17 protein-coding genes are annotated in these 15,120 nt (G+C 28.6%); 9 read left to right on the top strand and 8 right to left on the bottom strand.

Features of this window, described 5'->3' with window-relative positions; genetic code table 11:
- Positions 1-69 precede the first annotated feature (69 nt).
- Together V7R38_RS11305 and V7R38_RS11300 are read right to left on the bottom strand one after the other, a co-directional pair.
- Entirely contained in the window at positions 70-435 is a 366-nt protein-coding gene (locus V7R38_RS11305; protein WP_015479900.1) for a PUR family DNA/RNA-binding protein, read from the bottom strand.
- Positions 436-513: 78 nt separating this feature from the next.
- Positions 514-2,268: an ABC transporter ATP-binding protein gene (locus V7R38_RS11300; RefSeq protein ID WP_334058501.1), complete on the bottom strand. Its 1,755-nt coding sequence runs from the start codon at positions 2,266-2,268 to the stop codon at positions 514-516.
- A gap of 144 nt (positions 2,269-2,412) precedes the next feature.
- Here V7R38_RS11300 and nusB point away from each other — a divergent pair, with 144 nt between their 5' ends.
- The 8 genes from nusB (at position 2,413) to V7R38_RS11260 (ending at position 8,884) form a co-directional block, all read left to right on the top strand.
- Positions 2,413-3,351 carry a transcription antitermination factor NusB gene (gene nusB, locus V7R38_RS11295; RefSeq protein ID WP_334058499.1) on the top strand — a complete coding sequence of 313 codons (939 nt, stop codon included), beginning with the start codon at positions 2,413-2,415 and terminating at the stop codon, positions 3,349-3,351.
- Between the two features lie 50 nt (positions 3,352-3,401).
- Positions 3,402-3,863 carry a DUF1573 domain-containing protein gene (locus tag V7R38_RS11290; RefSeq protein WP_015479903.1) on the top strand — a complete coding sequence of 154 codons (462 nt, stop codon included), beginning with the start codon at positions 3,402-3,404 and terminating at the stop codon, positions 3,861-3,863.
- A gap of 12 nt (positions 3,864-3,875) precedes the next feature.
- On the top strand, positions 3,876-4,169 hold the full coding sequence (gene yajC, locus V7R38_RS11285) for a preprotein translocase subunit YajC (RefSeq protein WP_334058497.1): 294 nt from the start codon (positions 3,876-3,878) through the stop codon (positions 4,167-4,169).
- Positions 4,170-4,269: 100 nt separating this feature from the next.
- Positions 4,270-5,208 (top strand): CdaR family protein, encoded by a 939-nt coding sequence (locus V7R38_RS11280; protein ID WP_334058495.1) that lies wholly within the window; start codon positions 4,270-4,272, stop codon positions 5,206-5,208.
- A 1-nt stretch (position 5,209) separates the two neighbouring features.
- Complete coding sequence (coaE, locus tag V7R38_RS11275; RefSeq protein ID WP_334058493.1) at positions 5,210-5,800, top strand: dephospho-CoA kinase; 591 nt, start codon at positions 5,210-5,212, stop codon at positions 5,798-5,800.
- Positions 5,801-5,912: 112 nt separating this feature from the next.
- Positions 5,913-7,481, top strand: a complete 1,569-nt coding sequence (locus V7R38_RS11270; RefSeq protein ID WP_438825598.1) for a sensor histidine kinase — start codon at positions 5,913-5,915, stop codon at positions 7,479-7,481.
- A gap of 10 nt (positions 7,482-7,491) precedes the next feature.
- Entirely contained in the window at positions 7,492-8,193 is a 702-nt protein-coding gene (locus tag V7R38_RS11265) for a response regulator transcription factor (RefSeq protein ID WP_015479908.1), read from the top strand.
- A 70-nt stretch (positions 8,194-8,263) separates the two neighbouring features.
- Complete coding sequence (locus V7R38_RS11260; RefSeq protein ID WP_015479909.1) at positions 8,264-8,884, top strand: L-threonylcarbamoyladenylate synthase; 621 nt, start codon at positions 8,264-8,266, stop codon at positions 8,882-8,884.
- Positions 8,885-8,886: 2 nt separating this feature from the next.
- On the opposite strand, the gene V7R38_RS11255 is transcribed toward V7R38_RS11260, so the two are convergent.
- Positions 8,887-9,885: a glycosyltransferase family 2 protein gene (locus V7R38_RS11255; protein WP_334058488.1), complete on the bottom strand. Its 999-nt coding sequence runs from the start codon at positions 9,883-9,885 to the stop codon at positions 8,887-8,889.
- 46 nt (positions 9,886-9,931) lie between these two features.
- A complete protein-coding gene (locus tag V7R38_RS11250; RefSeq protein WP_334058486.1) occupies positions 9,932-10,375 on the bottom strand; it encodes a type I restriction enzyme HsdR N-terminal domain-containing protein in 444 nt (147 codons plus the stop codon).
- A gap of 17 nt (positions 10,376-10,392) precedes the next feature.
- Between V7R38_RS11250 and holA the strand changes: the two genes are divergently transcribed.
- On the top strand, positions 10,393-11,394 hold the full coding sequence (gene holA, locus V7R38_RS11245) for a DNA polymerase III subunit delta (protein ID WP_334058484.1): 1,002 nt from the start codon (positions 10,393-10,395) through the stop codon (positions 11,392-11,394).
- Between the two features lie 156 nt (positions 11,395-11,550).
- On the opposite strand, the gene V7R38_RS11240 is transcribed toward holA, so the two are convergent.
- The 4 genes from V7R38_RS11240 to V7R38_RS11225 all read right to left on the bottom strand — a co-directional run bounded on the left by V7R38_RS11240 (position 11,551) and on the right by V7R38_RS11225 (position 15,097).
- Positions 11,551-12,597 carry a M28 family metallopeptidase gene (locus V7R38_RS11240; protein ID WP_334058482.1) on the bottom strand — a complete coding sequence of 349 codons (1,047 nt, stop codon included), beginning with the start codon at positions 12,595-12,597 and terminating at the stop codon, positions 11,551-11,553.
- Positions 12,598-12,664: 67 nt separating this feature from the next.
- Positions 12,665-13,462: an ABC transporter ATP-binding protein gene (locus V7R38_RS11235; RefSeq protein ID WP_334058481.1), complete on the bottom strand. Its 798-nt coding sequence runs from the start codon at positions 13,460-13,462 to the stop codon at positions 12,665-12,667.
- 2 nt (positions 13,463-13,464) lie between these two features.
- Positions 13,465-14,493 (bottom strand): FecCD family ABC transporter permease, encoded by a 1,029-nt coding sequence (locus V7R38_RS11230; protein WP_334058479.1) that lies wholly within the window; start codon positions 14,491-14,493, stop codon positions 13,465-13,467.
- A 28-nt stretch (positions 14,494-14,521) separates the two neighbouring features.
- On the bottom strand, positions 14,522-15,097 hold the full coding sequence (locus V7R38_RS11225; RefSeq protein ID WP_334058477.1) for a non-canonical purine NTP diphosphatase: 576 nt from the start codon (positions 15,095-15,097) through the stop codon (positions 14,522-14,524).
- Positions 15,098-15,120: the final 23 nt, after the last annotated feature.

The following is a 15,120-nucleotide window of genomic DNA, read 5'->3' as shown; positions in this document are numbered from 1 at the left end:
AATAAAAGTTACGGTTTTGCAAGTGTAAAATTGAATTTGAATTAAAATCGTTTAAAAAGAGTTCTCTTTTTAAATATCGTCGAAAGAAACATCAGTAAAACTCTTTGCAGAGGTAGTTTCTTCTTTATTTGAATTATCTTCTTTCTTAAAGTCTTTCTGATGACGTTCAGAAATTACTTCATCTCCTTTTTCTGCAACAATATAATCTGTTGCTTTTTTTAACATCTCATGAAAATCTGAGAAATCTTCTTTGTAAAGATATATTTTGTGTTTTTGATAATGGAAAGAGCCATCATCATGTGTAAACTTTTTACTTTCAGTTACTGTTAGATAATAATCATCTGCTTTGGTTGCTCTTACATCAAAAAAATACGTTCTTCTACCAGCTCTAAGTACTTGTGAAAAAATTTCTTCTTGTTCAACTCTCTCTGCCATAATCTTTAAAATAGTTGTTATCTTCTAATTGTTGTTGTTACAAATCTAATAAAATATTTTACTTAGCAATGATAAACATTAATTTTCTTTTTCTAAAAGTTGCTGTTCATAAAGGTCTTTGTAGTAGCCTTCTGTTTCTATTAGTTGATTATGAGTTCCTTGTTGTGAAATTTTACCATCATCTAAAACTATAATTTTATCAGCATTTTTTGCAGATGAAACTCTATGGCTTATAATAAAGGTTGTTTTATTCTTTGAAATCTTTTCTAAATTAGACAGTATTTTTTCTTCAGTTTCAGTATCTACAGCAGATAAACAGTCATCAAAAATTAAAATCTTCGGATTCTTTATAATCGCTCTAGCAATAGAAACTCTTTGTTTTTGTCCTCCAGATAAAGTTACCCCACGTTCACCTAAAATAGTGTCATAACCATTTGTAAATTCTACAATATTATCATGCACAACTGCATTTTTTGCAGCTTCAATAATTTCTTCTTTACTTGCTTCTTCTTTACCAAATTTAATGTTGTTACCAATAGTATCTGAAAACAAGAATGGATCTTGAGGTACAAAACCAATTTGGTTTCTAATGTCATTAAGATTGGCATCTATAATTGGTTTATCATCCATTAAAATAACTCCATCTGTAACATCATATAATCTAGAAATTAGTTCTATTATAGTAGATTTACCAGAGCCTGTTTTACCTAAAATAGCTAAGGTTTCACCTGCGTTTACAGTTAAATCTATATTTTTTAAGGCTGTAATATTTGTGTCTTCATAAGTGAAAGAAACATTTTGAAATGTTACTTTTCCATTAATAGGAGTTGGGCTTTCATTCTTATTCTGAATAGCTGGAACTTCATCTAAAAATTCATTAATTCTAGCTTGCGATGCTTCTGCTTGTTGCACCATTGATGTAACCCAACCAACCACAGCAACTGGCCAAGTTAAAATGTTTACATACATTATAAATTCAATGATTACTCCAGACTGAATTTCGCCATTTATGTAGCGTAAACCTCCAACATAAATTACAATCAAATTACTAATACCAATTAGTAAAATCATTAAAGGAAAAAAAAGCGCATTTGCTTTTTGTAAATCGATGTTCTTCTCTTTACTTTCATCAGCAATTTCGTCAAAATCTCTAATGATTGAGCGTTCTATTCCATAAGATTTTACTACATCAATTCCAGAAAAGAATTCTTGATTAAAGGTGGTAAGTTTCGATAGGTATTGCTGAACAATTGTACTTCTTTTATGAATTACTTTAGATAAAATAAAGATTGAAATTGACAGTAAAGGAAAAGGAATTAGTGTATATAAAGTAAGTTGCTTATCAACCTGAATCATTTGAGTAAAACCAACAGCAAAAAGCACAATCATGTTCATAGTGTACATAATTGCTGGCCCTACATACATTCTTACTTTAGAAACATCTTCGCTAATTCTATTCATTAAATCACCAGTTCTGTTTTGTTTGTAAAAACTCAACGATAATTTTTGATATTGTTGGTAAATCTCATTTTTTAAATCAAACTCAATTAACCTAGAAGTAACAATTATGGTTTGTCTCATTAAAAAAGTGAAAAATCCACTTAATAAAGCTACACCTATTATTATAAGAACATTCATTAAAAGCTCATGTTTAACAGCAGCTAAATCTTTAACTGTGTTGTCTAAATAATCTTCTACTATATTAAAAGAGTTACCAATAATTCTAGGTACTTGTAATGCAAGTAGTTTAGAAAGTATGGTAATAAGCAAACCTATTATAATTCGCCATTTATATTTCGAAAAGTATTTATTAAGATATTGTAATGCTTTCAATGAAAATATATTAAAAAGAAAGCACGAAGATACGAGTTTCAAAAAGATAAATTTTCTTAAAAAAGAATTAAAAAGAGAGTTGTTAAAAGTAAAATAATACTACTTTTGCAGAGCAACCAAAGCAAATTATTTAAGTTCTTTACAATGATTAACAGAAGACATATTCGAGTTAAAGTAATGCAATCTGTATATGCCATGCAACAGTCTCATAATGATGATATGGTAAGAGAAGAAAAGTTTTTAAAACACAGTATTTTAAAAATTTTCGATTTATATGTTTTAAACATACAGCTGCTTGTAGAAGTGCAAAAATTAGCCTCAAAAAAGATTGAGTTGTCTAAAAAGAAAATTTTAGCAACTTCAGATGATCTCAAACCAAACACAAAATTTATTGACAATAAAGTAATTAATTCCATTGCAGAAAGCATAAGCATGGAAAGTTATTTAGAAGTGAATAAACTAAACAATTGGTCTTTAGATGACGAGTATGTAAAAATTATTTTTGATGAACTTCAAAAAAGTGATTTATACAAAAATTACTTAGAAAATAAAGAAGACTCGTTTAAAGTTGATAAAACTTTTGTGCACGATTTTTATAAAGAAATAATAGCTCCAAACGAAAAGTTGGCAGATTATTATGAAGATAAAATGATTTCTTGGGTAGATGATATTCCTTTTGTGAATACTTGGGTTTTAAAAACTTTAAGTAAGCAAAAAGAGTCTAAAAGTTTTATTTTAGGCAATTTATACAAAGATAAAGACGATGAAGATTTTGTTGCAGATTTGTTTAGAAAAACAATGTTAAAGCACAAAACTTACGAACAAGATATTACAGACAAAACTCCTAATTGGGAAACAGATAGAATTGCTGATATTGATATGATCTTAATAAAAATGGCAATTACAGAATTTGTAAATTTTCCATCAATACCTGTAAGAGTAACTATTAATGAATACATAGAAATAGCAAAAGATTATTCTACAACCAAGAGTAGTTATTTTATAAACGGAGTTTTAGATAAAATTTCTAAAGAGTTTACAAAAGATAAAAGAATCGTAAAAATAGGAAGAGGTTTATTATAAATTTGTAAACTCCATTTTTTATTCATTATTTTTACAAAAATTAATATAACATGAAAAGATCAACAATTTTAATAGCGTTTTTAGCAACATCAATGGCTTTTATTTCTTGTGGGAATAACAGTAATGCATCATCTAAAATTAATAAGGATAACTTGGAAAATGCAAAAAACAGAGATGTAGAAATTAAAGACACAGCAGCATCAGTAACTTTTGACGAAACTGAATATGATTTTGGTACTGTAACAGAAGGTGAAATTGTAGAAACTGTTTTTAAATTAACAAACTCTGGTAACACAGATTTAGTAATTACAGATGCACAAGTAACTTGTGGTTGTACAGTTCCTGTTTGGCCTAAAAAACCAATTAAACCAGGAGCAACAGAAGAAATTCAAGTAAGATTTAATACAAATGGTAAAAGTAATAGACAACAAAAGAATATTACTTTAATTACAAATACTGAATCTGGAAGAGAAATATTAACGCTTAAAGGTATGGTTACCCCAAAAGCATAATTACATTTATAAATGGATTCAGGAAGTTTAGCAAGTATGTTGCCATTTTTGGCAATGATTTTAGTCTTATATTTTTTTATGATAAGACCACAAATGAAACGTCAAAAGAAAGAAAAAGCATTTCAAGCAGAAATTAAAAAAGGAGCAAGAGTAATTACTGCTAGTGGTATTCATGGTAAAATTGTAGAAATTAATGCTATAGATAATACTATAACATTAGAAACAGGAGCAGGTAAAATTAAATTTGAACGTTCAGCAATTTCTATGGAATTAAGTAAAAAAATAATAGCACCAGCTAAAAAATAAAACTTACTTAGAAAATATTGAAGTGAGCTTTTTCTTTTAAGAGAAAGCTCACTTTTTTGTTAGCAGGCTTTTTGTTAGATTGCAGTAAAATAAGAGAGTATTGAAAACTTCTAAAAAAATACCTAAAACATTTTTCGTTTTTGTTGTAATATCATTCTTTATTTGGTTGTTAATAACCTTTTCTAAAGAATATGTTACAGAGGTTACTTTACCAGTACAATATTCAAATATTCCTCAGAATAAATTGCTTCAAAAAGCACCTATAAAAGAGCTAAATTTATCTATAAAAGCAACAGGATTTAAAATTGCTATTACAGAATTACGCAAGAAAATGATTACTATAGATGCTTCGAAATTGCAGCAAAAGAAAGTAAATCAATATTACATTCTAACTAGAAATCAATTTTTAAATATTCAAAAGCAGCTAATGAATGGCGTTGATTTGCAAGAAATTGAGAAAGATACTATCAATTTAAATATAGATGAATTGGCATCTAAATACGTTGCTCTTAAGCCAAATTTAGAGCTAGAATATCATATTGGTTATGATTTGTTGAATGAAGTTTCAATTCAGCCAGATTCAATTCTAATTTCTGGTCCTTCATCTCAAATAGAAAGTATAAGTCAATTAGAATTAGAGAACTTAATCTTAACTGATATTAAATCAGATTTTAGCCATGAGTTGTCAATACTTAAGCCAAAAGATTTAGAAAACATAAAACTAACCACTTCAACTGTCACCATTAATGGTAGTGTAGATAAGTTTACAGAGGGTACCATAAACGTGCCTTTCACCATTAATAATTTACCAGATAATGTAAATGTGACAATATTAAATGAAGAAATACAAATAGTATTTGTTGTGGCATTGTCTAATTTTAATGAAGTATCTAAATCTTCATTTAAGGTTGAGTGCGATTATGAAATGTCTGCCAATAACGATTTAAGTTATTTGATACCAAAGATTACCCTTAAACCAAGTTTTGTAAGAAGTGTAAAACTCTATCCTTCTAAAATTGATTTCCTAATTCAGAAATAGCATGAAAATAGTTGGTTTAACAGGGGGTATTGGAAGTGGTAAAACTACTGTTGCAAAATTATTTGCTGAATTCAATAATGTTGCAGTTTATATAGCTGATGTTGAAGCCAAGAAATTAATGAACAGCTCTGCAGTTATTAAAGAAAAAGTAGAACTTGAATTTGGTAAAGAATCTTATAAAAACAATGAGTTAGACAGAACTTATATTTCAAATATTGTATTTAAAGATAAATCGAAACTTCAAGTCTTAAATAAAATTGTGCATCCAGAGGTTAGGAAGCATTTTCAAGATTTTATTAAAAAACAAACAAATAAAGCATTCATAATTTATGAAGCTGCTATTTTATTTGAAAGCAAAAGTAATCTATTGTGCGATTTTATAATTACGGTTTATGTAGATTTAGAAACTAAAATTGAGCGAGTTATTTCTAGAGACAACACCACTAAAATAGAGGTGTTAAATCGTATGAAAAATCAGTTAAATGATACTCCAAAAATACTACAATCTAACTATGTGATTTTCAATAAAAACATTCAAGAGACAAAACTTCAAGTCGAAAAAATCCACAATATTTTAACAGAAAAAGCATAATAGGTTTTATTATTATCAGTGATTTTGTTAAATTGTTCTTAAAATTGAACTAAATCTGTTAATCAACGTTAAAATCGAGATTTTCAATTTTTTAAAAACTTAACTTTGATTTATGGGCAAAAAAATGTTTGTTCTTATCGTAATTTTAATGAGCATTTCCTTGATAGGAATTATTGCTGTGCAACTCTATTGGATAGATAATGCTGTAAAGAGTAAAAAGCAACAATTTAGCAACGATGTTAAGATTTCTTTAATTAGAGTTGCTGAGAGAATTAATGAAAAAGAGCAAGATTTAATTGACAGAAAAATAGAGGGAATGATTGAAAATATTGGTTTGGCAAATGCAGCACAAATCAAGAATTATTTCTTTCAAGAAATAGATACTACCTCAAAACAAACCTTTTCTCTTGGAGCTACCTATTTAGAAGAAAATTTTAAGCTTCCAGTAGAAGAGTTTTTAGATAATGATAGTATTATTTTAAAGCGTATTTCTGGTAAAAAGGATTTTTTCCAAACAAAAACTTTTTCGGGTATAGATAGCAAATCAACATCAGAAGGTTTAAGAACTTCGTTTACCAAACGTTATACAAACTTAGAAAAAGAGTACAATTACGAGACTTTTAGAAGTTTATTTGAGAAAAAACCAATTAACCAGAGAGTAAGTAATAGAGAGTTAAATGCTACTATAAAAGACGAATTAAACAAGAAAAATATTTTTTTAGATTTTAAGTATGGTGTTTATGGTGTAGATGGTTTAGCAACAAAGTTAAAGTCTGGTTATTATACAATTGATAAGAAAGATAGTTATAGACATCCTTTGTTTTTTGATTCAGACAACCTGCCAATTCACTATTTATACGTAACATTTCCTACAGAAGATAAACACATTCTTTCAGGAATTTCGGGTATTTTACTGCTATCTCTGTTTTTTATTTTTATTATTATAATAGCTTTTTCAAGTTCATTATACCAATTAATAAAACAAAAGAAAATATCAGAAATTAAAACGGATTTCATTAATAATATGACTCACGAGTTTAAGACGCCAATTGCAACAATTAACTTGGCAATAGACTCTATCAAAAATCCAAAAATAATAGCAGATCAAGAAAAAGTAATTCGTTATGTAAATATGATTCGTGATGAAAATAAACGAATGCATACACAAGTAGAAAATGTGTTACGAATTTCTAGATTAGAAAAGAATCAATTGGAGATTAGTAAGGAAACTATAGATATTCACGACATAATAGAAGATGCTATTAGTCATGTTCATTTGCTAATTAATGATAGAGGAGGAAGTGTAGAAACACATTTTGAAGCCTTAACTCCAGAGATTATTGGTAATGAGTTTCATTTAACTAATGTGGTTGTAAACATGTTAGAAAATGCAATAAAATATACAGAAGGTGCACCAAAAATTGATGTTTATACAGAAAGCACCAATAAGTTTTTCATCTTTAAAATAAAAGATGAAGGAATAGGAATGACAAAGAGTGTTCAAAAGAATGTTTTTGATAAATTTTATAGAGAGCAAAAGGGTAACATACATGATGTAAAAGGTCATGGTTTAGGCTTAGCTTATGTAAAAGAAATTGTTGATAAACATCATGGAACAGTTTTTGTAGAAAGTGAAAAAGGAAAAGGAAGCATATTTACAGTAAAATTACCTTTAATTTAAAAGTTTAAAAATGGGAAGTAAAAAGATTTTGTTAGTAGAAGACGATCCAAATTTTGGAACGGTTTTAAAAGACTATTTAGCGTTAAACGATTATAACGTTACACATGCCAAAGATGGTATAGAAGGCTTAATCATGTTTAAAAACAGTGATTATGATTTATGTATTTTAGATGTTATGATGCCAAGAAAAGATGGTTTTTCTTTAGCACAAGACATTAGATCTACAAATAAAGAAGTGCCAATTATATTTTTAACCGCTAAAACATTAAAAGAAGATGTTTTAAAAGGTTACTCGGTTGGTGCAGATGATTATTTAAATAAACCTTTTGACTCTGAGGTTTTATTGCACAAGATTAAAGCAATTTTACAAAGAAAAGAATCAGATAAATCTACAGAATCAGAACAATTTGAATTTAATATTGGTTCATTCTTTTTCAATTCTAAATTAAGACATTTATCTGTTGGTGAAGATGGTGAACCAAGTAAATTATCGCCAAAAGAAAGTAAATTATTACGAATGTTGGCAATTCACAAAAACGATTTAATGCCAAGAGAATTGGCTTTAACTAAGATTTGGAGAGATGATAACTACTTCACTTCTAGAAGTATGGATGTTTATATCGCAAAACTTCGTAAATATTTAAAAGAAGACGATCAGGTTGAAATTTTAAACATTCATGGAGAAGGATTTAGATTAGTAGATAAATCTTAAAACGATTACCTTCCCTTAAATATATAACTCAACTTATTTTTTAAGTTGAGTTTTTTTGTATTTTTATACTATGGCTGATTTTATTCGAATTTATAACGAAAACCCTAATCCTAAAGAAATCCAAAAAGCGGTTAAGGTTTTAAAAAACGGAGGTTTAATAATCTATCCAACAGATACTGTTTATGGTTTGGGATGTGATATTACAAATACAAAAGCCTTAGAAAAAATAGCTTTGATTAAAGGTATAAAGTTAGATAAGGCAAATTTTTCTTTTGTTTGTAATGATTTAAGTCACCTTTCAGATTACGTAAAACAATTAGATTCGCCAACCTTTAAGTTACTCAAAAGAGCTTTGCCTGGGCCTTATACCTTCATTTTACCAGGAAGTAATAATTTGCCAAAAGTCTTTAAGAAAAGAAAAACAGTTGGTATCCGAATTCCTGATAACAATATTGCTAGAACATTAGTTGAGGCATTAGGTAACCCAATTGTATCTTCATCTATTAGAGATGATGATGATATTTTAGAGTATACTACAGATCCAGAATTGATTTACGAAAAATGGAATAATTTGGTAGATTTAGTAATTGATGGTGGTTATGGAGATAATCAAGCATCAACAATTATTGATTTAACAGATAATGTACCAGAAGTAATTAGAGAAGGTAAAGGGAGTTTAGATGTACTTTAAACTTATTTTAATTGATTAAATTTTTTTCTGCCTAACACAAAGTATTGCCAAACAATGCTTGTATGCAAATTGTAATCTTGTCTTTTACTTAGTTGTTTTCTCTTACCTAAAAATTTTATGAAATTTCTATAAAAGCTAAAGTGTGCTTTTAAAATGGCTAGAGTATGCACTGGCTTTAATTCAATTATAAATTTTATACCTGCAATTCCATCTAACACTAATCTCGAAAATATAACAAACAGAAACCATTTTTTAGGGACATTTTTTACCACATTCAGCAAGCTATTTCTAAAATTTAAAAATGTTTTTCTAGGATTAGTCTCTTGTAAAGTTGCACCTCCAACATGATAAACAGTAGAAGTACCTAAGTATTTTATAGTAAAACCTAAGTTTTGCGTTCTCCAGCACAAATCAATTTCTTCTTGATGTGCAAAATAATCTTCATCAAAGCCATTTAGTTGATGAAAAACTTCAGCCCTAATAAAAAAACAAGCACCAGAAGCCCAAAAAATATCTGCAATATCATCAAATTGATTTTGGTCTGTTTCTAAATTATTAAAAACACGCCCTCTGCAATAAGGATATCCAAATAAATCTATAAAACCACCTGCAGCTCCTGCATATTCAAATTTTGTTTTATTCTTAAAATCTAAAATTTTCGGTTGAACAATGGCTGTGTTTTTGTTTTTTTGAAACTCATTAGTGATTGGTTTTAGCCAATTTTGGGTAACTTCAATATCAGAATTTACCAAGCCATAAATATCAGCATCAACAGAAAGTAAGGCATCATTATAACCTTTGGCATAACCACCATTTACTTTGTTTTCAATAATTTTTACGGTAGGATAAAATTGTTGAATAAATGAAATAGAATCGTCTGTAGATGCATTATCTGCAACATAAACTTCTGCTTCTGGTAAGCTGAAATTTACAACTGATGGTAAAAACTCTTCTAAAAGTTGTTTACCATTCCAATTTAATATAACAATCGCTGTTTTCAAGGTTGCGAATTTACATTATATAACTGAGTTTTTTAATAAAGTTTTCTTAATTGTAATTAGGAATGTCTTTTAAAAAAACATAATTTTCATTCTCAAAATCCATTTTACAATAAAAATGATGTAAACCATTGGTAACAATTAAGTAGTTTGCTTTAAGCTTTAAATTATAACTCGCAATTTGATCAAAAGTATCTTGTGTAATTTTAATCGATGGTGCTTTGCATTCTACTATAATATCAGGATTTCCTAAATTATCGAAAATTAAGATATCTGTTCTTTTTCTGCGGTTATTTATTACCAACTGCTTTTCTAAAGCTATTAAACTTACTGGATATTGTTTTTCTTGAATTAAATACTGCACATAGTGCTGACGAACCCATTCTTCTTGAGTTAATACAAAGTATTTTTTTCTCAAATTATCAAAAATAAGCACCTTATTTTCGCTATTTTTGAGCTTAAAATTATACTTAGGCAGATTGAGTTTTTGCATCAATCAAAAGTAAGAAAATGAACGAAATTAGAACCATTGTTTCAGATATTAAAAAAGGCGATATAAAGCCCATTTATTTTTTAATGGGTGAAGAACCTTATTACATAGATAAAATTTCTGATTTTATTGAAGAGAATGTTTTAGATGAATCTGAAAAAGGTTTTAATCTGCAGGTAATGTATGGTAGAGATGCAACAATTGAGGATATTGTTTCGTCTGCTAAACGCTATCCAATGATGGCTGAAAGGCAAGTACTAATTGTTAAAGAGGCACAAGATTTAAGCAGGTCTATTGAAAAATTGGTTGTTTATGCAAGCAATCCTCAGCCAACTACAGTTTTGGTTATTAATTATAAATACAAAAAGTTAGACAAGCGTAAAAAACTACACAAAGCCATTGCTAAAATTGGCTTGGTTTACGAAAGTAAAAAGCTATATGATAATAAAGTAGCAGATTGGATACGTAGAGTTTTAAGTGGAAAAAAATATCAGATAGAGCCAAAAGCAGCTCAAATGCTTGTAGAATTTTTAGGTACAGATTTAAGCAAAATTGCTAATGAATTAGATAAGTTAACTTTAATCTTGCCTCAAGAAACCATAATAAACGATACACATATCGAAGAAAATATTGGGATCTCTAAAGACTTTAATAATTTTGAGTTATTAAAAGCTATTGGAGATAAAAATGTAGTAAAGGCAAATAGAATTATCAATTACTTTGTAGAGAACCCTAAGAATAATCCTACAATAATGACCATTTCTTTACTAAATAATTTTTTTACAAAATTATTGCTATTTCATGGTTTACAAAACAAATCTAAAGATGCTGTTTCTAAAGCGCTTGGAGTTAATATTTATTTTGTAGAAGATTATTTTTCGGCTTCAAGAAATTATCCAATGCGAAAAGTAGCGCAAGTTATAGCCATGTTAAGAGATGCAGATGTAAAAAGTAAAGGAGTAGGAGCAAACTTAACGCAAGGTGATATTTTAAAAGAATTGATATTTAAAATTTTACACTAATATGATAAGATGTAATATATCTTTTCGAAAGATATAACTGATGTTATTTTAGAAAGAATCAATCAACTTACAAAATAGACCAAATTTAGAGTAGAGCACAAATAAAAAAAAGCCTGATAAAATTATCAGGCTTTTTTATGTTTTAAGAAAAAACGTTTATTTAGTTTCCTCTTTTTTAGCTTTGTCAGCTATAATTCTGGTTTCTTTATTAGCAACTTCCCAAGCAGTATGAAAAACTAAACGTGCTCTGTTTTCTAATAACTCATAGTTAATTTTGTCTGGAGTATCAGTTGGTTTATGGTAATCAACATGAGTTCCATTAAAATAAAAGATAATTGGCACATTGTTTTTTACAAAGTTATAATGATCTGATCTGTAGTAAAAACGGTTAGGATCGTTCTCATCATTATATTTATAATCTAAGTTGATGTTGGTATATTTATCGTTCATAGCTTCAGAAATAGTATGTAATTCTGTACTTAACTTATCTGAACCAATTAAATATACATAGTTAGGATCTGCTTTGTGTCTGCTATCAGTTCTACCAATCATATCAATATTTAAATCACAAACTGTATTTTCTAAAGGAAAAATAGGATCTACATCTGTGTAGTATTTAGAACCTAAAAGTCCTTTTTCTTCTCCAGTTACGTGTAAAAATAAAATAGATCTTTTTGGACCTTTACCAGCTTTTGCAGCCATTTGAAATGCTTCAGCAATTTCTAACATTGCAACAGTACCAGAACCATCATCATCTGCACCATTATAAACTTGACCATTTTTAACTCCTTCATGATCTAAATGTGCAGAAATTACTACGATTTCTTCTGGTTTTTCAGAGCCTTCGATAAAAGCAACTACATTTTCAGAATCTTTAAAAGTTCCTCTTCTTGTGTTTTTATTAATCCACTCTGCAGGTACTTCTTGAAAATAATCATCTCCACCAATTGGACTCACAATACCTTGACTTACATAAAAGTTTTTTAAGTATTCCACAGCCATTTTTTGACCAGGCTCTCCAGTTTCTCTACCTTGAAATTCATCTGAGGCATAAGTAAAAAGGTGATTACCTAAATCTTTAGCTGTAATTGTTGCTGCGTATTTTGCTGCTTGATCTACATTTGCATCTTCTTTAGATGCTTCTTTGCTAGTACTGCAAGCCATAAAAGCGATTGCACCTGCAACATAAAGTATTTTTTTCATCGATTAAATTTAATTAATTTCTAAGATTAGTATTCAAAAATAACAAAAAGTTACAGCTTTATCAAAATTAGTTCCTTTTAATAACAAACTGTTTAAAATTCGAGTTGTATTTTATGATCTGATTAGGAAATAAATTATCCAAAGCCTGAGTTTTATTTAGTTCGTCAACAGATCCTGAAAGTACTTCATTATCTTTAAATAATACAATTGAATCAGAAAATTGAAGAGCTAAATTCACTTGATGTGTAGAAATTATAATAGTTTTTGATGTTTCATCAACTAATTTTTTGAGAAGTGTGAAAATCTTTAATGTATGATGCAGATCTAAATGTGCTGTTGGCTCATCTAAAATAATGATATCTGTATCTTGTGCTAAAGCTCTTGCAATTAAAACGCGTTGTAATTGACCATCACTTAATTCGTAGAAATATTTTTGTTGAAGATGTTCAATCTCGGTTTGTTTTATAGCTGTCGAAATTTTTTCGTTATCAATCTCAGATAATTTATCAATCCAATTCGTATAAGGTTGTCTCCCCAAAGCAACAAGCTCATAAACTGTTAGCTGACTTTCAGGTAAACGCTCTGTAAGCACTAAACTTAATAGCTTCGATATTTCTTTATTTGAATACAATTCTATTTTTTTCTCATTGATCAAAACCGAACCATTTAAAGGGTTTTGTACTTTTGCTACGGTTCTTAAAAAAGTAGATTTACCTATTCCATTCCTACCTAAAACTGTAATTAAATTTTTCTGTTTTAATTCTAAGCTGATGTCTTTTGCTACAACAATTTTACTTTTTCTGGTTTGGTAACCAATACTTAAGTTTTCGGTTCTTAAAACGATATTTTCTTGCTTTTTATTCATGCTTAAATAAAAATTTTCTTTTTTCGAATTAATAACCAGATTACAACAGGGGCACCAAATAAAGAAGTAATAGCGTTTATTGGTAGCGTAAATTCACTTGTAGGTAATTGAGCAATTGCATCACAAATAAGCAATATAATTCCACCTAATAAAGCAACAGAAGGTATTAAGATTTTATGATTAGAAGTTGTAAAAAGCAATTTAGCAATATGAGGTACAGCTAGACCAACAAAAGCAATTGGTCCTGAAAAGGCAGTAATTACACCAGCTAAAATACTTGTGATTAATAAAATAATATTTCTATTTCTTTTAATGTTAATACCTAAACTTTTTGCATAATTTTCTCCCAGCAAAAAACTATTTAGAGGTTTAATAATGGTTAAGCTACCTAACATACCAATACCATAAATAGACGCAAATACAGAAATTTCTGTCCAACTTAAATTTCCTAAACTACCAAAGCTCCAAAATAAATATTGTTGAATTTGTTCAGCTTGAGAAAAGTAGGCAAGAACACTAATTAAGGCCGATGTTAAACTGCCAAACATTAAACCAATAATAAGTATTGACATAATGTTTCTAACTTTATTTGCTGCTACAATTACAGCTGTTAACACTAAAAAAGCTCCTAAACTCGCTGCAATTGGTAAAGACCAACTAGACAAGTTAGGTGATATTAGAATGCCTCCTAAAAAAGAAGATCCTAAAATTAAAAGAGCAACGCCTAAACTTGCCCCAGAAGAAATACCTAAAACAAATGGGCCTGCTAAAGGATTTCTAAATAAAGTTTGCATTAGTAAACCACAGATTGATAAACCAGAACCAACTAAAATAGCAGTAATTGCTTTTGGTAATCTATAATTTAAAATAATGGTAGTCCAACTTTCTTTAGTAGGTAATCCACCAAAAAGAGTTGTAAATATATCTTCTATAGGAATTGAAACTGAGCCTAGACTTACATTTACAAAGAACAATAACAGCAAAAGCCATGATAATATTATAAAATGTAGTGTGTAGTTTTTGGTTTGCATCAATACCTAATAATAAATTGATATTCGTTTAATAATTTTTCAAAAAGTCAACAAGTTTTTGCACAGCAATACCCCTATGAGAAATTTTGTTTTTTTCGGCAGCACTCATAGTTGAAAAAGATTCATTGTAATTGGTTGGTTTAAAGATAGGGTCATACCCAAAACCTTTATCACCTTGTTTACTATGTGAAATTTCACCTGTACAAATTCCTTCAAATAAAAACTGTTTATCGTCTAAATTTAAACAGATTGCTGTTCTAAACTGAGCATTTCTGTTTGATTTATTTTTTAGCTCATCAAGTAATTTTTGCATGTTTCGCTCAGCGCTTCTAGGTTCACCAGCAAATCTTGCAGAATAAACACCAGGTTTACCATCTAAAGCTTCTACTTCTAAACCAGTATCATCAGCAAAACAATTGTAACCGTAATTTTTGGTAATGTAATCTGCCTTTAGTTTAGCATTACCTTGTAAAGTGTTTTCGGTTTCGTCCACTTCTTCATTGCAATTAATGTCTTTTAAGCTTAATAATTCAATTGAGCTTGGCAACATTTCTTGCACTTCTTTTAATTTATTTAAATTGTTGGTGGCAAAAACGAGTTTCATTTATTTATTGAAAGTATTAGAGA

Origin of the sequence: Polaribacter sp. P097, assembly GCF_036864555.1 — a bacterium.
Classification (GTDB): domain Bacteria; phylum Bacteroidota; class Bacteroidia; order Flavobacteriales; family Flavobacteriaceae; genus Polaribacter.
The sequence above is the reverse complement of the archived record's forward strand: the minus strand, read 5'-3'. Positions and strand labels throughout refer to the sequence as shown.